At 56.6% G+C, this 22,893-nt stretch carries 14 protein-coding genes; 11 read left to right on the top strand and 3 right to left on the bottom strand.

All coding sequences use genetic code 11. The features are described from left to right. Positions 1-27: 27 nt before the first annotated feature. The gene (locus tag C3938_RS08230) at positions 28-804 is read right to left on the bottom strand and encodes a ferredoxin--NADP reductase (RefSeq protein ID WP_105102678.1); all 777 of its coding nucleotides are present in this window, start codon (positions 802-804) and stop codon (positions 28-30) included. A 124-nt stretch (positions 805-928) separates the two neighbouring features. Here C3938_RS08230 and C3938_RS08225 point away from each other — a divergent pair, with 124 nt between their 5' ends. After that, positions 929-1,810: a LysR family transcriptional regulator gene (locus tag C3938_RS08225; RefSeq protein WP_105102677.1), complete on the top strand. Its 882-nt coding sequence runs from the start codon at positions 929-931 to the stop codon at positions 1,808-1,810. 32 nt (positions 1,811-1,842) lie between these two features. Here the strand turns inward: C3938_RS08225 and C3938_RS08220 are convergent, their stop codons facing one another. Further along, positions 1,843-3,312 (bottom strand): RimK family protein, encoded by a 1,470-nt coding sequence (locus C3938_RS08220; protein WP_105102676.1) that lies wholly within the window; start codon positions 3,310-3,312, stop codon positions 1,843-1,845. Between the two features lie 331 nt (positions 3,313-3,643). On the opposite strand from C3938_RS08220, the gene C3938_RS08215 reads away from it, so the two are divergent. After that, positions 3,644-4,420 (top strand): FadR/GntR family transcriptional regulator, encoded by a 777-nt coding sequence (locus C3938_RS08215; protein WP_105102675.1) that lies wholly within the window; start codon positions 3,644-3,646, stop codon positions 4,418-4,420. A gap of 203 nt (positions 4,421-4,623) precedes the next feature. Here the strand turns inward: C3938_RS08215 and C3938_RS08210 are convergent, their stop codons facing one another. Then, positions 4,624-7,713, bottom strand: a complete 3,090-nt coding sequence (locus C3938_RS08210) for a TonB-dependent receptor (protein WP_233998717.1) — start codon at positions 7,711-7,713, stop codon at positions 4,624-4,626. A 417-nt stretch (positions 7,714-8,130) separates the two neighbouring features. On the opposite strand from C3938_RS08210, the gene C3938_RS08200 reads away from it, so the two are divergent. The 9 genes from C3938_RS08200 to C3938_RS08160 all read left to right on the top strand — a co-directional run bounded on the left by C3938_RS08200 (position 8,131) and on the right by C3938_RS08160 (position 22,863). Further along, on the top strand, positions 8,131-10,398 hold the full coding sequence (locus tag C3938_RS08200; RefSeq protein WP_105102673.1) for a polysaccharide lyase 6 family protein: 2,268 nt from the start codon (positions 8,131-8,133) through the stop codon (positions 10,396-10,398). 27 nt (positions 10,399-10,425) lie between these two features. Then, positions 10,426-12,669 (top strand): heparinase II/III domain-containing protein, encoded by a 2,244-nt coding sequence (locus tag C3938_RS08195; RefSeq protein WP_199775513.1) that lies wholly within the window; start codon positions 10,426-10,428, stop codon positions 12,667-12,669. Positions 12,670-12,672: 3 nt separating this feature from the next. Then, entirely contained in the window at positions 12,673-13,029 is a 357-nt protein-coding gene (locus C3938_RS08190; RefSeq protein ID WP_233998716.1) for a cupin domain-containing protein, read from the top strand. A 14-nt stretch (positions 13,030-13,043) separates the two neighbouring features. Beyond that, complete coding sequence (locus C3938_RS08185) at positions 13,044-14,342, top strand: MFS transporter (protein ID WP_105102671.1); 1,299 nt, start codon at positions 13,044-13,046, stop codon at positions 14,340-14,342. Positions 14,343-14,403: 61 nt separating this feature from the next. Further along, positions 14,404-15,153, top strand: a complete 750-nt coding sequence (locus C3938_RS08180; RefSeq protein WP_105102670.1) for an SDR family NAD(P)-dependent oxidoreductase — start codon at positions 14,404-14,406, stop codon at positions 15,151-15,153. Positions 15,154-15,239: 86 nt separating this feature from the next. Further along, positions 15,240-16,199, top strand: coding sequence for a sugar kinase (locus C3938_RS08175; protein WP_199775512.1), 960 nt, complete (start codon positions 15,240-15,242; stop codon positions 16,197-16,199). A 412-nt stretch (positions 16,200-16,611) separates the two neighbouring features. Continuing rightward, positions 16,612-19,503, top strand: coding sequence for a TonB-dependent receptor (locus C3938_RS08170; protein WP_105102668.1), 2,892 nt, complete (start codon positions 16,612-16,614; stop codon positions 19,501-19,503). A 277-nt stretch (positions 19,504-19,780) separates the two neighbouring features. Continuing rightward, a complete protein-coding gene (locus C3938_RS08165) occupies positions 19,781-21,577 on the top strand; it encodes a polysaccharide lyase family 7 protein (protein ID WP_233998715.1) in 1,797 nt (598 codons plus the stop codon). Positions 21,578-21,741: 164 nt separating this feature from the next. Then, on the top strand, positions 21,742-22,863 hold the full coding sequence (locus C3938_RS08160; protein ID WP_105102666.1) for a GNAT family N-acetyltransferase/peptidase C39 family protein: 1,122 nt from the start codon (positions 21,742-21,744) through the stop codon (positions 22,861-22,863). The last annotated feature ends 30 nt before the right edge of the window (positions 22,864-22,893 follow it).

Raw genomic sequence — 22,893 nt, 5'->3', positions numbered from 1 at the left:
ACCCCTGAGCGGCACCGGCAATGACGCTTACTTTTCCACGAATGCCCGCTCGATCACATACTCGTGTGGAACGCCCGCGCGGGTTTCCCGGAAACCCCAGTCGTCGAGGATTTTGGTCAGGTCCTTCAGCATGGAGGGAGAGCCGCACAACATAAAACGGTCATCATCCAGATTCGGCTTGGGCAGGCCCAGGTCACTGAAAATCTTGCCGGACAACATCAGGTCGGTCAGGCGTCCGTTGTTGCGGTAGGCTTCGCGGGTCACGGTGGGGTAGTACAACAGGCCGTTCTGCACCATCTCACCAAAGAACTCGTGTTCCGGCAGCTCTTTCTGGATGTAGTCCTGATAGGCCAGTTCGGATTTGTAGCGCACGCCGTGGGTCAGAATCACCTGGTCGAAGCGTTCGTAGACGCTCGGGTCGCGGATGATGCTCATAAACGGCGCAAGGCCGGTGCCGGTGGACAGCAGCCAAAGACGTTTACCCGGCAGCAGGTGGTCGGCCACCAGGGTGCCTGTGGGCTTGCGGCCGACAAAGATTTCGTCGCCCGGCTTGATCTTCTGCAGCTGCGAGGTCAGGGGGCCGTCCTGTACCTTGATACTGAAGAACTCGAGCTCGTCCTCGTAGTTGGCGCTGGCAATGGAGTAGGCGCGCAGCAGCGGACGGCCGTTCGGCTGTTCCAGGCCGATCATGGTGAAGTGGCCGTTTTCGAAGCGGAACGCCGGATCGCGGCTGGTTTTGAAGCTGAACAGGGTGTCGTTCCAGTGATGGACCTCGAGCACCGTCTCCTTATTCAAATTTGACATAAGTATAGAACCACTTATTCCTGACCTTTTTGCTGGGAGAATTCTAGCGCTGGCATATCTATCAGCAAAATGGGATATTTCGATATTCGTTATCTGTTTTTGTGATTAAGAAATTTCTTTTGCCATGCGTTATTCACTGCGACAGCTGGAGGTCTTTCTCGCCTGCGCCCACCACGAAAACGTGAGCCGTGCAGCGGAAAGTCTCAACATGTCCCAATCCGCCGCATCCACAGCACTGAAGGAGTTCGAACAGCAGTTTGACCTGCGTCTGTTCGAGCGTACCGGCAAGCGTCTGCGACTCAACGAGCTGGGAAGGCAACTGTGGCCGCGCGCGGAAGAATTGCTGGAGCGGGCGCGGGAGCTGGAAGGCACACTGCTGGCCCACGGCGATCTCGGCCGCCTCAAGATCGGCGCCACCCTTACCATCGGCAACTATCTGGCCGCGGGCATCATGGCCCGCTATATGGAGGAGCAACCCGGTGCCCGCGTAAAGCTGGAGGTGGCCAACACCTCGACCATCGCCCAGGGCGTACTCAATTTCGAGCTGGATCTGGGGCTGATTGAAGGGGAGCTCAATCACACCGACCTGGAAATGATCCCCTGGCGGGGCGACGAGCTGGTAGTGTTCTGTGCGCCGGACCACGCTCTGGCAAGACGCCCTGACCTCAGCGATGACGACCTGAAGGCGGCCACCTGGATTCTGCGGGAAACCGGTTCCGGCACACGTCAGACCTTCGAGCGCGCCATGGCCGGGCTGCTGCCGGAACTGAATATACGTCTGGAGCTGCAACACACCGAGGCGATCAAGCGCGCCGTGGAAGCCGGTCTCGGCATCAGCTGCCTGTCGCGGGTGTCCCTCACAGACGCCTTCAAGCGCGGAGCTCTGGTGGAATTGCCGGTACCACAGCGGAATTTCCGCCGCGAATTCTACTTCGCTCTGCACCGGCAGAAATACCGCAGCGCGGGAATCGAGCGCTGGCTGGAGTTGTGTCGACAGATGGTGTGAACGACCTTCTTGCCCGCTCAGCCCCCCACTTCCTATTCGCCCTGTTGCCCGGCCCGCTTCGCCTCCAGGCGGCGGATAAATTCCTGCAGGATCAGGCGATACAGCTCCTTGCCCAGATACTTGTCTTCCACACTGCTGTCGATAGACGGGTTGTCGTTCACCTCGATCACGTAGCCTTTGCCACCGGACTCCTTCACATCCACGCCATAGAGACCGCGGCCGATGGGCTTGGTGGCCTTGATCGCCGCCTGCAGCACCGCTTTCGGCACCTCGAAGGTTGGCAGGGTGTCGAATCCGCCACTGATGCTTTTCTTGGTGGTGTGGCTGTAGATCTGCCAGTGGTTCTTCACCATGTAGTAACGGCACGCATACAGCGGCTTGTTGTCCAGCACACCGATGCGCCAGTCGAATTCGGTGTACAGAAACTCCTGCGCCAGTAACAGGCTCGACTCGACAAACAACTCATCCAGCTTGCCGAGCTCCGCTTCGGAGTTCACCTTCACCATGCCCTTCGAAAAGGCGCCGTCGGGGATTTTCACAACCATCGGCAAACCTAATTCCGCCGCCGCCTGGCGCAGCCCCTCTTCGTCGCCGCGGCGCAGGATACGGGTGCGCGGCGCGGGAACCTTGTAGTTCTGGAACAGCTCCGCAAGATAGATCTTGTTGGTGCAGCGCATGATGCTGGTCGGGTCGTCCAGTACGACCAGCCCCTCGGCCTCGGCCTTTTTGGCGAAACGGTAGGTATGGTGGTCTATGGCCGTAGTCTCGCGGATAAACAGCGCGTCGAACTCCGACAGGCGCATGTAATCCCCCGGGCCGATCAGCTCCACCGACAATCCCAGCTCGCGCCCGGCGCTGACGAACTTCTTGATCGCCGGGCCGTCCGAGGGCGGCAACTTCTCTTCCGGGTTGACCAGGATGGCGAGGTCATAGCGGCTGTTGCTGGGCTTCTTGTGTTGGCGCCAGACTTTGTTGCTGAAATTGTCCAGCGCCTCGGCGAATTCGGTTTCTTCCGCCTCGTTCAGGTCTTTGTGAGAGCAGACCTTCAGCTCCACAATTTCCCACTGATGATCCGCGTGCAGATGGATTTCCAGTACCGGGCAGGCGAAACGGTCGAACAGCGCACGCGCCAGCGGTTGCAGGGACGGCTCGCTGCAGCGACCAAAATAGGACTTCACCACCCATTCGGAGCCGGGGGCCGGGGGTTTCAGTTTTGCCAGCGACGGCATCGCCTGCGCCAGCTGCAGTTTATACAGCTGCGGCTGCCCCAGATCATTCAGGGTGCGCACACTCGGCAGCACATTGTGGCTGCGGGCTTCCGCCAGCAGCGAGCAGTAATACCCCTCGCTGCGATACTCGTAGCTGCCACACAGGTTGATCACCCGCACCCGCTGCTGGCGGGCCGGTAACGCGAGATAGTCTGCAAATGGAATGACCCGCTCACTGGGGTAGTAAGGCGCCCAATCTTCGGGTTTGTCGATCACAATAAGGACCTGGGACATGAATGGGGAGAATGCCTCGGTATAGGGAATACACGCTGGTGCGGTGGGAGTGACAAGGGCCGAGTTTGCCCGTCTGACCTGCGAAAGATAGAAGAAATTCTTGCCCCTGCCTAATACTATTTACACCTCGCTTCTGTGCCTCTGGAGTTGCCTGACAGCAGCCGCCACAGCCCGCTGAACAGCGCCTACCGTCACCCTGACCAAACATTCAAGACAATCTGTCACCATCAGCCATCATACCAGTGGAGATTGCCTGTAAGACCAATTGTGGTAGTATCCCGGTGTTGTGAATTGCAAGCTGTAGCCTGGAGTTACACCAAAGAACGCCATTATGAAGACTGCATTTTTGAGTAATAGCCGCCGTATTTATCAGCAGGTAGTGGAAAAGATGCTGGTGCTGCTGGACAGTGGAGAATATCCGCCGGGTGTACGACTGCCCTCTGAGCGCGAACTGTCGGAAATGTTCGACGTCAGCCGCCCCAGTATCCGCGAGGCCATTATTGCGCTGGAGGTCATGGGACGCGTTTCCGTTCGCACCGGCTCCGGTGTGTATGTTATTGAACCCGTCAACACATTCACCGACACCAAGGAATTCAGCCCGTTCGAACTGACTGAGGCCCGCGTGTTAGTCGAGGGCGAGGCGGCAGCACTGGCGGCGACCATGATTACCGATGACCAGCTCGAAGAGCTGCGCAATGCCTACCGGGACATGGTGCGGGAGAATGAAGAGGGAAATCTCACCTCCGAGCGCGCCGACCGCAAGTTCCACGAGGTGATTTCTCGGGCAACCAACAACCGGGTCCTAATGAGTACGATTGCGAAATTATGGGATATCCAGGGGCAGTCACCGGACATCCAGCATGTACACAAGTCCGTCTGTAAGAAGGACGGCCAAAAACGTCTTGCCGAGCACAAGGCCATCTTGCAGGCCCTGGAAGCCCGCGATGCCAGCGCCGCGCGCCGCGCGATGCGCCTGCATTTCAGCCGCTCATTGAATGCCCTGCATGACGCCTCGGAAGCCAAAGCCGTTGAAGTGGTTCGCCGGGAAATTTCCGAGCGGCGCAAACGCTTTTCCATCGACCGACTCGGAGAAAGTGCCGGACTCTGATAAATAGCCCGTCACTTCCCGAAAGGCCATCCCGCGGCCACGGGCCGCCCGATGGCCTTTTTATTTTATTGCGCGCACCTCGACGAAATACATTCTGGAAAACAGCGGGCAAAAAAAGCCCGCACGAAGCGGGCGAATTGTTTCCGGCGGGCGGTACCGCCGGGATGGAGAAGAGACATCCAATCTGACAAACCCGCGAGATCTCAGAACCTCGCTTTCAGGCCCAGGAAAACGCGCGGACCGTAACTATTGACTTCACCCAGGTTGTCGCGAGTGAAGAAATACTGTTCTTTCGGCGCATCAAAAAGGTTGATGGCTTCAAGGCTAACCTGCACGTTATCGGTAATCCGGTAAGAGGCTTTCGCTTCCCATACGCCCACATCACCCACGTAGCGCAGACGAGTACCATTGCTGGTGTATGGCTGGAAGTACTCACTACGATACTTGTAGATCAGGCTCGTATCGAAATCCCCAATCTGGTAGTAAAGCTGACCGGAAAACACATGTTCGGAGAAACCAGGGAGATTCGCCGGTGCAATGATGCCGATGTTCCGGGAAACCACATTGCCGCTCTCGTCCAGCACTACGGAATCGCCATACTGGCTGTCTTCGAACTCAAAGTCGGAATCCGCGAAGTTGTAACTCGCCTTCACACCCAGACCGCTCAAGTAACCCGGCAAGTAGGAGAGACGGTGGGTACCGGTGAGCTCGATGCCGTTCATGGTGCTGGTGTCTTCGTTGGTACGAACAATATCGAAATCTGCATTCAACTGCTGACCGTCCACCATAAAGCTTTCGGTGATACGCGCGGTCTCAAAACCACCCTGGAAGTTCTTGTGGTAAAGACCAAAGGCCACCATGGTGTCATCGTTCGGATACCATTCGATGGCAGCGTCGAAATTCCAGGACATCAGCGGCTGCATATCCGGGTTGCCATCACCCTCCACGCCGCTGAGAAGTTCGTTGATGGTGGTTACTTCTTCTGACGTGTTGGTATTGAATGTGCGCTTGTAGCCTAGGTCACTCGGGTCTGGACGCGACATGCCGCGGTACACCGCACCGCGCAACATGAGATCGTCGCGCAGGTCGGCGATCACATTCAGGCTTGGCAGCACTTCCGTGTAATCACCACCAGCTGTCACACGTTCGAGATCCGCATCGGCGATGGGGTTCATGGACAGCACGCCGGAGTCGCTCTCAACAATTTCGTAGGGTGTGCGATACCCCACGGACTCGACTTCGGTCTGTACTACACGCACACCAAAGTTACCGCGTACAGGGGTACCTTTTAGTGTGCTTTCGAAGTCCGCCATCACATATGCCGCGGTAGTGGTTTCCGTTACGTCAGTAACATTGGCGGTGCCGTTTTCCAGCTCTGGGTAAGCAAAACCCTCGCCCTGATACGCCAGCAACATGTCGGAGACACACTGGGTATCAAAGGTCGCCCAACTGTTAGAGCCACCGGTGACATTGCCATTACTATCCACGTTGGTAATCAGGTTCCCGTCGCTACGGCTATTCAGGAAATCATCTTCCTGGAAAGCAATGGCACAGGTCTCGTTAATTTCCTTGATCGCTGCCGCGCCGGCCTCGGAGCCGCGAGAAATACTGTACTCATCACGCGCGCCACCCAGATCGAGATATTCCAGCTCGGAGAAGCGCAACCCACCACTTATCGCGGTAACAAAGCTGCCGTCAACACGCAGGTCGAAGTCCACGCGGAATGCCTCCGTGGTATTGCGACGATCTACGTCGTTGTCGATACGGATACGGTAGGCATCGGAAAACAGCGAATGGTCATTGACATCGAAGTCAGTGATCTCATATTGGAGAATCCCCGATGTCTTGTCCCAGGAAACCATGGGACGGTAGTCTCCGGGGGTTTCCTCGCCGTATATATCGAATTTGTCGGACTGGGTGCGAATACCAACCTGAAGCTCTTCCCGGGTAGTTTCGGAGAAAGAATAGTCCGCTGAAACTGTCAGCTTGTCGGTGAAATCGTAGGACACGTTCAGGCCGTAACCCAGGTAATCCTCGGTGCGGGAGTAGAGTTCGCTGTTGGACTCGATAGCGGTTTCGCCCGCCCACTTCATTACCGCACCGGTATCGGTCACCACCAGAGATTCTGCGGTAACGCCCGGGGTAACCCGCTTCATGTTGGCGAAGTTCAGAATCTGACGCTCTTCCGCCTGCAGGCGCTCGGATTGCTGCAGATCGAAGTTGATATCGGTTTTGTCATTCGGCTGGAACTGCAGCGCCACGAACACCGCATCGCGCTTGTCGGAGGTGTCGTTCTGCTTGTAACCATTGGAGCTGCCGACAAACGCGTAAGGGCTTCCATGACTGACCGCCTTTCCGGTGTCAGGATCTACGCTGGTGTTGTAGCCCTGGTCAGACTTCGCACCGGTACCAGTCTGATCCTCACAATCTCCGGCAGAACGATAGAACCCCTCATTGGTCACATTCGGATCGTTCAGACACGCGTAAAGCGAGGGCGGTGTGCTGCTCGGGCTGGAGGAGTTCATTTCCGCTTCCGGCTGGGAAATTTCACTTTTCTCAATACCTAGAGACACACCGAAGGCCATGCCATTGTCGAACTCGAACTGGTCGACATAGCTGGCGGTACCGCGGAAACCGATATCACCCGCCATGGGATCGTCGAGGTTGGCCTGGTCCGGGTTGATATTCGCCTTGGCATCGAACTGGATGCGCTGCTTGCCGTACTCGAGCGGCTTCAGGGTTTCCAGGGCGATCAGGCCGGCTACGCCGCCTTCTATCAGGCTCGCATCCTGGGTTTTGTAGATCGCAACTTTGTTCATCAGTTCGGAAGGGAACTGGGAGAAGTTTACGGAACGGTCACCGCTGCCATTGGTGGCGACACGGCCGTTAAACGTGGTCGCGCTCAGGTACGGACCCATACCGCGGATGGAAACTTCGGTGGCACCGCCGTTTTCGCGGTGGGAGGAAGCACCAGTCACGTTCTCCAGCGCTTCACCGATGGACAGCGCAGGCAGATCACCGATTTCGTTGGCAGACATACCGTCAACGATGGTGGTGGAATTGCGCTTGATATCAATGGTGGTCTGGATGGTCGCGCGGGTGCCGGTGACAACCACTTCTTCCAGAGCCTGGTCACTGCCTGCTACTTCCTGCGCCTGTGCCACACCCATACAAGAGGCAGCGGCAACAGCACTCACCAGCAGTGATTTTTTGAAACTGTTTTCGGCAAAGCGTGCTTTGCCTTTTCTCTCGATCGCCATTACATCATTTGCGTCGTTATTATTATTACGCATTGTTACCCCCGGGGAAGTCTGCGCTTGTGGATATTAACAAAGTACGCCTGTCTGGCGCCTTTTTTCTCATCAGCATCGCGGTTTTTTTGTCCAGCCTGTAGACCAGACTCGAGGCGTTGCCACGACTGTCCGCTCACTGGTGCGATCAAAGTCTCACCATACCACCACACCGTCAACCAATTTTCAGAAAAAAACCCAATATTGGTCTGACCCCTGACTACAAGAACTGCAAACGAACCAAAAACGCGCATTTTTCCGTATGGATTTATGCTTTCGCCCTAACTGGTCGCCCAGATTGGTTGACAGACATTTTTTACCAATTTAGTCTGGCCGCATAACAGCTCCGGCCAGAACACTCAAAACTGATTAAATAGTGGTGCCGGCAGTGATAACACTGAGGACATTGCCCGGGTGATCATGAGAATTTCACGAATCCAACAGCTACTGGCCGCCGCCCTGCTCACCTGTGGACAGGCATCCATTTTCTGCGTGCAGGCAACTGCCGAGGAATATCTGGTCAACAACCAGCAGGAGTACGCCAAGTCCGTCAAAAAGTTGAAAGCCGGTGACACCCTGGTACTAGCCAATGGGGTATGGAAGGATTTTGAGATTCTGTTTCAAGGGAAGGGTGAGAAAGGGAATCCCATCTCGTTGACAGTGGAAGATGAAGGCAAGGTGATCCTTACCGGCCAATCCAATCTGCGACTTGCCGGTGAATATCTGGAAGTTTCAGGACTTGTTTTCAAAGACGGATTTTCTCCCAGTGGTGAAGTCGTCTCCTTTCGCCGCAATAAAGAGCACCTGGCCAACCACTCCCGCGTGACCGAAGTCGTGATTGAAGATTTCAGCAAGCCGGAGCGCACCGAATCCGATTACTGGGTTGCCATTTACGGCAAGAATAACCGCTTCGACCACAACCACCTTGCCGGTAAACGCAACGTGGGTGTGACTCTGGCCGTTCGCCTCGACAGCGAAGCGAGCCAGGAGAATCACCACCGCATCGACCACAACTACTTTGGTCCGCGCCCGATTCTCGGTTCCAACGGTGGCGAGACCCTGCGTATCGGTACCAGCCACTACTCGCTGACCAACTCCTTCACCGTGATCGAAAACAATTTCTTCGACCGCTGCGACGGAGAGGTGGAAATCATTTCCGTCAAATCCGGAAAGAACACCATTCGCAACAACACCTTCTTCGAGTCCCGCGGAACCCTCACGCTCCGCCACGGCAACGGCAACCTTATCGAAGGCAACGTGTTTCTGGGTAACGGCGTGGATCACACCGGTGGGATCCGCGTGATCAATCGCGACCAGACGGTGCGCAACAACTATCTCGAGAGGCTCACAGGCTATCGGTTCGGGAGCGGGTTCACCGTAATGAACGGTGTTCCCGACTCTCCCATCAATCGCTACCACCAGGTGGTCAACGCCCGGGTGGAAGGCAACAGCTTTATCAATGTCGACCACATTCACCTGGCCGCCGGTAGCGATGCGGAGCGCAGCGCGGTACCACAGGATTCGGAGTTTGCAGGCAACCTGTTTTACGCCGAAAGCAGGAAGTCGCCCTTCTCCATTTTCGACGATATTTCCGGAATTACTTTCCGCAATAACGCTTCCAACGGATTCGGTGATGCCAAAATTGCAGCCGGCATTGAGAAACAAGTGAACCAGTTACAGCGCGCTGCCAACGGACTTCTGTATCCGGTCGATGCTTCCGCACAGGAAGCGGGTGTTTCCCGCAACCTTGCGGTCACTACCAAGGAAGTGACGGGCGTATCCTGGTACCCGAAGTCCGAACCTGTCACACCGTTCAACAGCGGCAAGACCATTGCCGTACGCCCCGGTGAAGATGCCATTTTCAATGCCCTGCAAATGGCCGGGGATGGGGACATTCTGTTGCTGGAAAATGGCAGCTACAACGCGCGAAAACGACTGCAGATTGAGAAGACGGTTACCATCAAGGCCAAAAAATCCGGCAAAGTGACACTGATGTCCGAGCGACCGGTCATGTTCGAAATTGCCGACGGCGGCAGCCTTTCTCTCGATGGATTGATCATTTCCGGAGCGAACAGCCCGGATGCTGCGGGCAATACGTTGGTGCGCACCCTGCCCTGGGGCATGCTGCAGAACTATCGCTTCAGTCTGAGAAATTCCAGAGTGGAAAATCTGGATATCAACCACTCCTACCACCTGTTCGATTCCGGCAGCCGCGCATTCGCCGATCAGATCACGATTGTCGATAACGTATTCGAGAACATCAGCGGCGACCTGCTCAAACTGGACAAAGAGCGCGACGACCTCGGCATCTACAACGCCGAGTACGTCGAGATCACCGGCAATACATTCCGCAATGTCCAGGGTGCACTGGCAAATGTGTACCGCGGCGGTACCGACGAAAGTACGTTCGGCCCACACATCAACTTCAGCAACAATACCGTCGAGAAATCCGGTCTCGGCAAGCGCAACAAAGCGCAGGCGCTGATCAGACTGCACGGCGTGCAGGTCGCTGACATCAACCACAACACCATTGCGGATAGTGCCGGTGTAGTGATCGAGCACACCGTTGGTGAGCCCGTTACCCGGATTGCCAACAATCAGTTCAACAAGACCCCGGCGCCGGTAATCGAGGAGCTGGTGGCCGAGGGTGAGCACACGGCCGTTCTGGCCAATAACCAGGTACGCTAAAACGCGACCGAACGGATCCGGTAATCAATGATTGTTCAACGCACCATTAAAAAAAACCGCTCGCTGCGCTCCGGTATTGCCGCGACCCTGAAAATGTCTGCCCTGGGTATGGCACTGCTTCCTTTAGCAAACTTTGCCGCGGTGCATCCGAACCTGGTGATCAACGCAAGTGATGTTGACGCCATGCGGGGCGCAGTACAGACACCCGGCCGCTTCCGCGATGCGTTCCTCAGTACCCGGATGTCTGTAGACCTGGCGCTGCAGGCTCCTGTCGCGGTGCCCGTGCCCGCGGACGCCGGCGGCGGCTATACCCACGAGCAGCACAAAAACAATTACCAGCTGATGTACAACGCTGGCGTGTTGTACCAGATCACCGGCGACGCCCGATATGCAGAGCGCGTGCGCGATACGCTGCTTGCGTACGCAGAGCTCTATCCCAAACTGCCGCTGCACCCGAAGCGTCGTCCTGGAGCCGACAATCCGGGCAAACTGTTCTGGCAGAGCCTGAACGAAGCGGTGTGGCTGGTGTATACCATCCAGGCCTATGACCTGGTGCGCGAAGCGCTTACGGAATCAGAAGCGGAAAAAATCGAGCAAGGTGTGCTGCGCCCTGTTGCGCGTTTTCTTTCTGTCGAATCGCCGGAAACCTTCAACAAGGTACACAATCACGGCACCTGGCTAACCGCTGGTGTCGGTATGACCGGTTATGTTCTGGATGAGCAGGAGCTGGTGGAACAGTCACTACTGGATCTGGAAAAGTCCGGTAAGGGTGGTTTCCTGCAACAGTTGAACACGCTGTTTTCACCAGATGGCTATTACAACGAAGGCCCCTATTACCAGCGCTATGCGCTGATGCCGTTCGTAACCTTTGCCAAAGCTATCGACAACAACGAACCCGAGCGCGATATTTTCGGCTACCGCGACGGCGCGCTCATGAAGGCCATCGATACCACCATCCAGCTCAGTTATAACGGGCTGTTTTTTCCCATCAATGACGCCATTAAAAGCAAGGGTATCGACACCGCCGAGCTGGTTCAGGGCGTTGCGATTGCCTACGGGAAGTCGGCCAATCCGCAACTGCTGGATATCGCGCAGAAGCAACAGCAGATCGTACTGACCGGCGACGGTCTGAAAGTGGCGCAGGACCTGGACGCGGGCAAGGCGCAGGCGTATCCGTTCATTTCCGCCGCCTTCCGCGACGGCAAGGACGGCGATGAAGGTGCACTGGTAGTGATGCGCGGGAACAGTGGCAGCGAGCAGGCACTTCTGTTCAAACCCGCAGCCCAGGGTATGGGTCACGGGCATTTCGACAAGCTTACCTGGCAGTTTTACGACCACGGTTCCGAAATCGTGACTGACTATGGGGCGGCCCGTTTTCTCAATGTCGAAGCCAAACACGGCGGCCGTTATCTGCCGGAAAACGAAACCTATGCGAAGCAGACGATCGCGCACAACACGGTGGTGGTGGACGAACGATCCCACTTCGATGGCGACCTGAAGGTCGGTAACAATAACCATCCCCAGCTGCGGTTCTTCCACGCAGATGACCGTGTGAAAATCAGCTCGGCGAGTATCGAATCCGCCTACCCGGAGGTCGTGCTGACCCGCACCATGGCACTGGTGAATGACGCCGAGACCGGTTCGACCTTTGCCATCGACCTGTTTGATGTGCAGGCGAAAAAGAATCATCAACTGGACCTGCCGCTGCATTACAACGGACAGCTCGTGGATACCAGCTTCACACTGCGCGGATTCACTGACCGTATTTCAGCGCTCGGAAAGCAGAACGGCTATCAGCATCTGTGGCTGAAAGCCCGCGGCAAGCCGGAAAATGGCCTTGCGCAGGTTACCTGGCTCAACGACAACGGCCGTTTTTACACCCACTCCACCATTGCGGATGGCAAAACAGAACTGCTGTTCACCGAACTCGGCGCCAATGATCCCGAGTTCAACCTGCGTTCGGAAAAAGCCTTTATCGCCCGACGTGAAGGCACTCGCGCGCATACCTTTGTCAGTGTTCTCGAGCCGCACGGCGAGTACAACCCATCCAAAGAATTCACGCTCGAGGCGGAAAGCAAGGTTCGCGGGCTTACACACCAGCGCATCGATAGCCTGGATTTGGTGGTGATAGCGTTGAAAAACGGCGATGAATTACTGCTCGCCATCAATACCGATGCATCGGCAATGGCAGATTCGAGCAAACCATTTACATTTCGCGGCAAGACCTACCAGCTCACCAGCCGCGCCAATCTTTTAGCAATCAGAGATTAAGTCATGGCGGAGGTAACTATGCCGGCGACGGACGCATTTGTTCTTTCACAGGAAGTGGAAGTGGAGGATCTTGGTGGCGGCATCAAACGGCAGATCCTCGGCTACGACGAAAATCTGATGGTAGTCAGGGTCTGGTTTGAGGAAGGCAGTATCGGTTACGTGCACAAACACCCGCACACCCAGGTAAGTTACGTGGAAAGCGGTGAATTTGAGGTGCAGGTAGACGGCAACAAAAAAATTCTCACCGCGGGCGACAGCTTTTACATAGCCCCCCATCTGGAACACGGGGCCGTGTGTAAAAAGGCCGGCGTGCTGATCGATACCTTCAGTCCCTACCGGGAAGATTTCGTTAACCCCTGAGCAGGATAATAATAATGAAGAACTTACGCTGGACCATTGTGACACTGGTGGCCATCGCCACCATCATCAACTATATCGACCGTACCGCGCTGTCGGTCATGTGGCCGGGCATTGCCGACGACCTCGGCATGGACAGCCACGACTACGCCAACATTATGAGTGTATTCCTGATTGCCTACGCGGTCGGTCAGGCAGTATTCGGCCGTGTGTTTGACGCGGTCGGCACACGCATCGGCTTTATGCTGTCGATTGTGGTGTGGTCCATTTCCATTGCACTGCACGCACTGGCAACTTCCGTTACCAGTTTCAGTATTTTCCGCACCCTGCTGGGCTTCGGTGAAGCGGGCAACTGGCCCGGCGCCACCAAGGCCAATGCCGAGTGGTTCCCGGCCAAAGAGCGCGCGCTGGCTCAAGGTATCTTCGGCGCCGGCGCCTCCGCCGGCAGTATTATCGCTCCGCCGCTCGTAGCCTTCCTGTACGCCTTCCTCGGCTGGCAGGCGACCTTTGTTGTGGTGGCACTGCTCGGCTTCGTCTGGCTGGTGCCGTGGCTGATCATTTACAAAAGCGGCCCGGATTCGCACCCATGGATTACCCAGGAAGAGCGCGAGCTGATTCTTTCCGGACAGATTTCGAAAACCAGTGATAGCGAAGACGAATACGTTCCAAGCCTCCCTGAGCTGCTGTCGCACCGTCAGAGCTGGAGTGTGATTCTTGCGCGCTTCTTTATCGAGCCGATCTGGTGGCTGTTCGTGGCCTGGCTGCCGCTGTACCTGAATGACAAGTTCGGATTCGACGTGAAGGCCATCGGCGCGTCCGCGTGGATTCCATACTGCGGTGCGGCGGCCGGAGCGCTGTTCGGCGGATGGCTTTCCGGCAGGCTGATGAGTTCTGGCTGGAGCGTGAATAAATCGCGCAAGTTTGCGGTATTGCTCGGCGGCGTGTGTATGTTGCCGGCTCTGCTCGCGACCACGGTGGCATCCACGCCCGCGGCGGCGCTGGCACTGATCACCGTGATCCTGTTCGGGTTCCAGGCGGCGATCAACAATATCCAGACACTGCCCAGCGATTATTTCTCGGGCAAGAGTGTCGCCAGTCTTGCCGGCATCAGCGGTGCTGTCGGGGTCATCAGTGTGATTACCGCCATTCAGATGGTTCCGATCATTACCAATGACGGCACCTATTATCCACCCTTCTTCATTCTCGGTGCCTCGCTGGTTCCGCTGATGTTGATCTCTGTCCTGTTTGTCGGGGGGCGTATCACACCGGTGCGCAGCAAGCAGGAAAAAAAGCAAATCGCTGAAACGGCGAGTTGAATCTCCTTTATCCGGTCATCCTTTAAAAAAACGAATTTTTGAATTACAAGCAGGAGTCACTATGAAACTCAATAACAAAGTAGCCATCGTCAGTGGCGGGGCGCGCGATATTGGCAAGGCCGTATCGCTGAAACTGGCGGCACAGGGTGCCAAAGTAGTCATCAATTACTTCAGCAATGTGCAGACTGCGGAAGAAACCCTGAACGAGATTCAGCAGGCCGGCGGTGAAGCCATCATAGTGCAGGGTGATATGACCAGGCAGGAAGATGTGGCGCGCGTTGTGGCCGCCTCCCAGGAAGCGTTCGGCTCCAAGATCGACATCCTGGTGAACGTTGCCGGTGGCCTGGTGGAGCGCAAGACGCTCGCGGAAATGGATGAAGACTTCTTCAACAAAGTCATCGCCCTGAACCTGAACAGCACCTTCCTGCTGACCAAGGCCGTGGTTCCGCACATGGATGGCGGTGCCATCGTGAACCTCGCTTCCCAGGCCGGACGCGATGGCGGCGGCGCCGGTGCATCGGCGTATGCCACTTCCAAAGGTGCGGTAATGACCTTTACCCGCGCTATGGCCAAAGAGCTGGGCCCGCAGAATATCCGCGTGAACTCCCTGTGCCCGGGCATGATCAGCACTACCTTCCACGACGTGTTCACCAAAGACGCGGTGCGTGCCAACGTCGCCAATGCAACCCCGCTGCGCCGCGAAGGCAAGGCCTGTGAAGTGGCCGATGCCGTCGCTTACCTGGCCTCCGATGAAGCCTCCTTCATCACCGGTGCCAATATCGACATCAACGGTGGCCTGTTCTTCTCCTGATGTCGGCGATTGCAGTGGCTTGCCGTCGCGGCAGCCCTGCAAAAGATTTTCAAGGCAACGAGTGTACTGAGGTATAGAGGCGTCCGATGATGCAAAAGCGCGTAGCGGTAATTGGCGAGTGCATGCTCGAAATGAATCTGGGCAGCGACTGCCGCAGTCCCGACAGCGAGGCGCGGCTCGCCGCGGCGCTGTCTTTTGGCGGCGACTCCCTGAATACGGCGCTGTACATGTCGCGGCTCGGTACCGCAGTGGATTATGTGACGGCATTGGGTGACGACCACCTCAGTGACTGGATGATCCGGCAATGGCAAGCGGAAGGGATCGGTTGCGATCTGGTAAAGCGGGAGGCCGGTGGCACACCCGGACTTTACATGATCGAAACCGATGCGACCGGCGAGCGCACCTTCCACTACTGGCGAGATCGCTCACCGGCCCGCCGCCTGCTGGATAATCCGGCGGCGGCACGGCAACTGTTCGACCAACTGCGAAGTTTTTCCGCGATATATCTCTCGGGAATTTCTCTCGCCATTCTGTCGCCTTACGGGCGCGAATGTCTTTTCGACTTTCTCGCCGAGTTTCGCCTCGCGGGAGGCAAGGTAATCTTCGACGGAAATTATCGACCGCGCCTGTGGGGCAGCGAAACGCTGACGCGCAAGGCCTACGAACAGATCTATCGGCTGACCGATATTGCACTGCCCACCATGGAAGATGAGGCCGCGCTGTTTGGCGATGAGAATACGGAAAGTATCATCAACCGTCTGCACGGTTTGGGTGTGGCAGAAGTCATTCTCAAGATGGGAGCGGACGGCTGCATCATCGCGCGCAAACATCGCGAACCGCTGCTGGTGCCCGCGGAGAAAGTCACACCACTGGATACCACAGCCGCGGGGGATTCCTTTAACGCCGGCTATCTCGCACGCAGGCTCGCGGGAGAGGATGTGGAAGTGGCGGCAAAAAGCGGCCACAGATTGGCGGCAACCGTAATCCAGCATCGCGGCGCCGTCATTCCTGTGTCCGCCATGCCGCGCACTGACCAGGCCGCCTGAGCGAACTCCTGTTTCAACTGGCTACCGCCCAGGTAGCCAGTGCGCTTTCACCACCCCGGCGAAAGCTGGCGGTGGCATCACCTGTTTATCATCCTCCGTTTTTTTGCTCTCCCCGCAAAATTGGTTAACCAATTTTTCGCATGGCCATAGCCGGTAGATTTGCCTTCTATCTCCAATAGTGTGAAAAAACACTGAAAGTGTCGGATTTATTTTATTCTCACGTAGATATTTGCGCCAACTGCGCAAAATTTATTTTCCCGGTAAATCAATAGTTTAGCCATAAACAACGCGATCCATCTTACCAATTGGTAATACCTATAATATTGACAGGTTTTCCAGGATTGGTTTAACTCCAGCGACTGAACTTCATAAAAACATAAATCAGTTCTGTTAATGAGAGGAAACCTGTTCGATGAAAAACTATAAAAACTTTACTAGGCAAAACGTGATGAGAGACCTCGGCCTGTTGATGCTGTCCGCATCTACCATGGCCTTTGCTTCCAGCGCCATGTCTCAGGACTCTGCGGTGATGGAAGAGGTTGTTACCACCGGTATCCGTCACAGTATGGAAGCCGCCGCCGACGCCAAGCGTGATGACTCCCGCGTGGTGGATGCGGTCGTCGCCGAAGATATCGGCAAGCTCCCCGACAACAACATCGCCGAAGCCCTGCAGCGCGTTACTGGCGTTTCCATCAATCGCGATTTCGGTGTGGGTTCTGAAGTTTCCATCCGCGGCCTGAAACAGAACCGCGTGGAAGTAAACGGTCGTTCGGTGTTGGGCGACACCCGCAGCGGGATCGATTTCCAGGATTTCCCCGCGGACTTCCTGTCCAAAGTGGAAGTGGTCAAATCCCCGACGCCGGAAATGATTGAAGGCGCCCTCGGCGGCACTATCAGCCTGGTAACCGCACGCCCACTCGACCTTACCGAACCGCGCGCTTCCATTTCCGTGCAGGGCGAGTATGCGGACAAGGCGGATCACTGGGCGCCGATTATCAGTTCCTCTTTTGGCGACAGCTGGGAACTGGGCGAAGCCGGTACCTTCGGCGCCATGGCATCCCTGTCTTATCAGGATCGCACTCTGCGCCGCGACGAATCACTGGTGCAGCTCATGGTTGGCCCGGTCGATTTCAACGGGGATAGTGTCATCGATGCAGCGGATGCTGCCAAGAACACACCTTCTGGCAATTACATTTACGCCCGCGAACATACCTACAATCCGCGTACGGAAGACCGGGAGCGCACTGCGTTCAATCTTTCCTTCCAGTGGGCGCCGGCTTCTGAAAAAGGTCAGTTCTACCTGGACCTGAATACCACCGAGCGCAGCGGTAGCCAGGAAACTTTTTCGCTGCTGCACGTGGGCGGCACTCCTGTCGCAACGCCCGGTGTGACTTACGAAGGTCCCAATGGTGAGCTGCAGAATTTCACCTACGAGTCCGTTCAGCCACTGCTGACTTCCGGCTCCAGCTTCCGCAACAATGAAGCCTACAGCCACGCCTTCGGCGGCGAGTGGGAATTCACCGACATACTGAAAGTATCCGGTGAGTTTGCCACTGCAGAGTCCGACAGCTACACGCCCTTCTCCGAGTTCCGCTTCCGCGGTACCGATCGCGCGAAAGAAGGCGACGGTCACGCCGCCGAGAACCAGTGGTACGTTCCGGTAACCTTCGTGAACAACAACAACGGTGCGCCGATTGTCGATTTCGCGGACGACTATGTGTTCGCCGATCAGCAGAACCAGGCGTTCCGCCGTTACGACGATACCCGCACCTACGTTGCCAACCAGGAAGACGCACTGCGTTTCGACCTTGAGTACGCCCAGCCCTTCGGCCTGGAGTGGGTGTCCGCCCTGAAGACCGGTGTGCGTGTCACCAGCCGCGACTACGAGCAGGAACAATATCTGTTCCGCATCGACAATATATTCAAAAGCCTGACAGACAGCGACGGCAATCCGGACATCATCTGGATGGAAGATATTGCCGCGCAATTCCCGAACGCGATTACCGAGTACGATTTCACCGGTGATGCGTTCGAGCACACCGGCCGCGCCGGTGCTTACGATCTGGCGAAGCTCGCGGCCTTCGATACCCGTCTTCTGCAGGACCAGCAGGCCACCTTCGATATCGTTCAGGCGCTGCTGGCCGGTACCAATATGCAGATCGACGGAACCCTCGCTGACAACCTCGCCTTCAACGAAGCCGGCTATTCCGCCATTCAGGAAGACACGTCCGCGATGTATCTGCAGGCCAATCTGGACTTCGGCGATGTGCGCGCGGTCGTGGGCGGCCGCTACGTGTCCACCGACATTGACGCGACGGCCTATCAGAGTGTGGATGGTGTCTATGAGAAGGTCAGCGACGGCGCCAGCTATAACGACTTCCTGCCGAGCCTGAACGTCACCTGGGATATCACCGAAGATACCCTGATGCGTCTTGCCGCCGCCAAAGTCATGCGCCGTGCTGACTTTGAACAGTTGAGCCCGGCCTATGCGTTCCGCGATGCCTACATCGCGGCCAGCCGCGGCAACCCGGAGCTGGAACCCTACCGCGCAACCCAGTACGACCTCGCCGCCGAGCACTACTGGGGCAGCAATATGGTGTCCGCCACCCTGTTCTACAAAGACGTAGCTTCTTTCCTGACGCGCAGCTACCAGTGTGAAAACCTGCAGGAGATTGTCGTCCCACTGACCAACAAATCCGACTACGAAAAAATCTGCCGCTGGCAGGCGGACGGCATCCAGTTTGCCAACGCGAATACCCCGGTTTCCGAAATGGGTATTCTGGTTGACCAGGTTGCCAACGGTGAAGACGGCAAGGTGCAGGGTATCGAGTTGGGTTATCAGCAGGCCTTCGACTTCCTACCGGGTCGCTGGTCTGGCCTGGGTATCAGCGCCAACTACACCTATGCCGACAGTTCTACGCCGGACGGTGTGCCGATGGAAGACATTTCCAAGAACACCTTCAACACCCAGCTGTACTACGAGTACGAAGGTCTCGCAATTCGTCTGGCCTACACCTTCCGTGATCGCTTCCTGGATGCCGAGGAAACCAAACGCGTGCTGCCACTGGGAGAGCTCGTGATGGGCGCAGGATCTGACGATCCGACCCTCGGTAACGACTACCGCGAAGATCTCGCACAACTAGATCTCTCTGCCAGTTATGACGTCACCGATGACATCACTGTTATCGCCAGCGTCACCAACCTGACCGGAGAACCCACCATCAATACCGGCACCAATGGTTCAGTCTTCCAGGTTATGGAAAACGACCGCCGCTTCGTGCTTGGAGTTCGTGCCAACTTCTAAGGCACGAGGCCTGTGCGGACCGCCAAACTCCGCGCAGGCCCACTTCCGGCATTCTTGTTCCTGAGTCCCTATCTCACTGGGTGACTCGCGGCCAGCCCGCACTTTTCGAGACCAGATCTGGGGGCAGCCCGATGACATCGTCGGCGGGCACGACTGATCCAGTAGAAATCTGCCGCAGGTTGTCGTCGCTGCAGAGCACATCAACGATGTTACAAAACACAATAACGAGGCTTCGATGAAAGTTTCAAAACCAAACTTAGCGATGAAGTCCAGCTGCGTGGCACTTCTTTCCGCCGTTGTACTCAGCGCAACTGCATCCATTGAAAATCCCAGCTTCGAGAGCGACTGGGAAAACTGGGCGGATACCGACCCCTCTGCAATTTCCGGTGTTGCCTATGCCGGCAGCAAGTCCGCAAAGCTTTCCGGCAGTGGCGCCAAGATGGAACAGCAGGTAGCCGTATCCAGCAGTACGAATTACCGATTGAGTGCTTACGTAGATGGTGCAGGCATCCTGGGTGCCATCGTCGCTGGCGGCACTCATCAGGTACAAACCAACAGCGGAGCCTGGAAAAAACTGGAGGTGGAATTCAACTCGGGCAATGCCCAGTCCGTAACCGTATTCGGTGCCTACAACGGCGCCGAGGGGCGTTTCGACAGTTTTGCACTGGAAAATCTGGGTGGTGGCTCCTCTTCCGGAGGTTCATCGAGCAGCTCTTCCGGCAGTTCCTCCGGTGGTGGCGGTAGTTGCACGGGCAACAGCAATCTCGCGATCGTTTCCGCCAACGATGATGGCAGCAACGATGGGCACGGCCCCGGCAATACCATTGACGGCAGCCTCGCGGACGAGTCCCGCTGGTCTTCCTCTGGCGTTAAGTGGATAACACTGGATTTGGGCGCCCTCCGCACGGTGAAAGGCGTGAACATCGCCTGGTACAAGGGCGATCAGCGCAGCAGCTTCTTCAGCATTGACACTTCCCTCAACAACAGTAACTGGACCACCGTATTTGCCAGTGGCCAATCCAGCGGAAATAACGCGGATTTCGAAAGTTACGATGTGACTGATACTACGGCGCGTTACGTGCGTATCACCGGCAGTGGCAATAGCGCCAACGCCTGGAACAGCATACTCGAGGTTGATGTTGTCGGCTGTGGCGGCTCGGGTTCCGGTTCAAGTTCCAGCAGCAGCTCCGGTGGAAGCTCCGGTAATAGCTCAAGCTCCGGAGGCGATCTGAATCCGTCTCTACCGCCCTCCAGTAATTTTGATCTGGGTGACTGGTACCTGAGTGTGCCGAGCGATAATGACGGCAGCGGTACCGCGGACTCCATCAAGGAAGACGAACTGAACAGCGGTTATCAAAACAGCAGTTATTTTTATACCGCGCCCGACGGCGGTATGGTGTTTCGCTGCCCGATTGCAGGCTATAAAACTTCCACCAATACCTCGTACACACGCACCGAATTGCGCGAGATGTTGCGCCGTGGTGATACCAGTATCGGTACTCAGGGCGTGAACAAAAACAACTGGGTATTCGGCTCTGCACCCGCTTCCGCACGCGATGCCGCAGGTGGCGTCGACGGTGTGCTGCGCGCCACGCTCGCAGTAAATCACGTGACCACTACCGGCGACAGCAGCCAAGTAGGGCGTGTGATCGTAGGCCAGATTCACGCCAACGACGACGAACCCCTGCGCTTGTATTACCGTAAATTGCCGGGCAACAGCAAAGGCTCCGTTTACGTCGCCCACGAACCGAAAGGTGGTAGCGATACTTGGTACGACATGATCGGCAGCCGCTCCAGCAGTGCATCCAACCCCGCCGACGGTATCGCTCTGAACGAAAAATTCAGCTATGAAATCAAGGTGGTAGGCCACACCCTCACCGTCACGATTTCCCGTGCGGGAAAGGCCGATGTGACTCAGATGGTGAATATGAGCAACAGTGGCTATGACACCAGCGACCAGTACCACTACTTCAAGGCCGGGGTGTACAACCAGAACAATACCGGCAGCGGTAGTGACTATGTACAGGCGACCTTCTACGCATTGGAGAACAGCCATACCGGCTATGCAGACTGATTTCGCCTGATTGCGCGGGCCGCGCCGATAAATACCCGGTGAGACGTCTCCTCTCCACCGGGTATTTATTTAGCGGCAGCTATTGCCCCGGTACCCCGGTGGCGCTTTAATCATATTCATATACACAACTTTTCCGGCGCTTCCGAGACCGGACATCCCTCCCGATGAATACGCAACTCTCTGCTCTCCGGTATCGGATTCGTCCCGCTGCCGCCAGTGACCTGGACCAACTCTGCGCACTGGAAGAGTCCAGTTTTCTCGGCGACCGCCTCAGCCGTCGTTCCTTCCGTCACTGGATCAAGACCGATAACCGGGTCTTTCTCGTCGCCGAAGAGAATCAAGCCTTGCTGGGTTACAGCCTGGTGCTGCTGCGTCGCGGCACCCGCCTCGCCCGTCTCTACTCTCTCGCCGTCGGTCCCGCCGGGCGTGGCAAGGGTATCGGCAAAGCGCTGCTTACCGCCGCCGAAGACGCCAGCAGCCGCAGCGGACGCCTGTACATGCGCCTCGAGGTAGCGGAACACAACACCGCCGCCATTGCACTGTACAAACAGCTCGGTTATCGCACCTTTGGCAGTTATGCGAATTACTACGAGGATTCCGGCAACGCCCTGCGCATGCAAAAACGCATCCGCTACCGACCGGAAAACCTGACCACCGCCGATGTGCCCTGGTACGGCCAGCGCACCGAATTCACCTGCGGTCCCGCCGCCGCCATGATGGCCATGGCCGGACTCGACCCGGACTACACCCCCAACGCCAGCGACGAACTGGCGCTGTGGCGCGAAGCCACTACCATCTTCATGACTTCCGGCCACGGCGGCTGCCACCCCATCGGTCTCGCGCTGGCGCTGCAGAAGCGCGGGTTCAATTGTGAGGTTTACCTGAACCAGAGCGGCACCCTGTTCATCGACGGTGTGCGCAATCCGAAAAAAAAACTTGTGATGGAACAGGTTGATGCAGATTTCAGAAAAGAGGCTGCAGAAAGTGGCCTGCGTATCGTTGACCAGGATTTTACCCAGGGGCAGTGCCAGCACTGGCTGGAACAGGGCGCGCTGGTTTTGCTGCTGATCAGCACCTATCGCCTGGACGGAAAAAAAGTACCGCACTGGGTAACGCTGACGGGCATGGATGCGGAATGCTTTTATGTACACGACCCGGATGTGGACGATGAGGACAACCCGCTGGACAGTCAGTATCTGCCCATTGCGCGCGAAGAGATTTCGCAGATGTCGAGTTTCGGCAAGGAAAAGCTGCGCACAGCTGTAGTTTTAAAAAAGAAACGCTAACGAAGCACAGAATGCGATGCGAAGGCAAAG

The sequence above is a fragment of the Microbulbifer pacificus genome, assembly GCF_002959965.1.
Classification (GTDB): domain Bacteria; phylum Pseudomonadota; class Gammaproteobacteria; order Pseudomonadales; family Cellvibrionaceae; genus Microbulbifer; species Microbulbifer pacificus_A.
This window is presented reverse-complemented; position numbering and strand designations above follow the sequence as displayed.

Bases quoted from the DNA above. Each gene is read 5' to 3' on its own strand.
- C3938_RS08215 (WP_105102675.1), top strand. From the start codon at position 3,644: ATGAAGACTGCATTTTTGAGTAATAGCCGCCGTATTTATCAGCAGGTA.
- C3938_RS08225 (WP_105102677.1), top strand. From the start codon at position 929: ATGCGTTATTCACTGCGACAGCTGGAGGTCTTTCTCGCCTGCGCCCAC.
- C3938_RS08230 (WP_105102678.1), bottom strand. From the start codon at position 804: ATGTCAAATTTGAATAAGGAGACGGTGCTCGAGGTCCATCACTGGAAC.
- C3938_RS08210 (WP_233998717.1), bottom strand. From the start codon at position 7,713: ATGCGTAATAATAATAACGACGCAAATGATGTAATGGCGATCGAGAGA.
- C3938_RS08170 (WP_105102668.1), top strand. From the start codon at position 16,612: ATGAAAAACTATAAAAACTTTACTAGGCAAAACGTGATGAGAGACCTC.
- C3938_RS08175 (WP_199775512.1), top strand. From the start codon at position 15,240: ATGATGCAAAAGCGCGTAGCGGTAATTGGCGAGTGCATGCTCGAAATG.
- C3938_RS08200 (WP_105102673.1), top strand. From the start codon at position 8,131: ATGAGAATTTCACGAATCCAACAGCTACTGGCCGCCGCCCTGCTCACC.
- C3938_RS08190 (WP_233998716.1), top strand. From the start codon at position 12,673: ATGGCGGAGGTAACTATGCCGGCGACGGACGCATTTGTTCTTTCACAG.
- C3938_RS08195 (WP_199775513.1), top strand. From the start codon at position 10,426: ATGATTGTTCAACGCACCATTAAAAAAAACCGCTCGCTGCGCTCCGGT.
- C3938_RS08160 (WP_105102666.1), top strand. From the start codon at position 21,742: ATGAATACGCAACTCTCTGCTCTCCGGTATCGGATTCGTCCCGCTGCC.
- C3938_RS08185 (WP_105102671.1), top strand. From the start codon at position 13,044: ATGAAGAACTTACGCTGGACCATTGTGACACTGGTGGCCATCGCCACC.
- C3938_RS08220 (WP_105102676.1), bottom strand. From the start codon at position 3,312: ATGTCCCAGGTCCTTATTGTGATCGACAAACCCGAAGATTGGGCGCCT.
- C3938_RS08180 (WP_105102670.1), top strand. From the start codon at position 14,404: ATGAAACTCAATAACAAAGTAGCCATCGTCAGTGGCGGGGCGCGCGAT.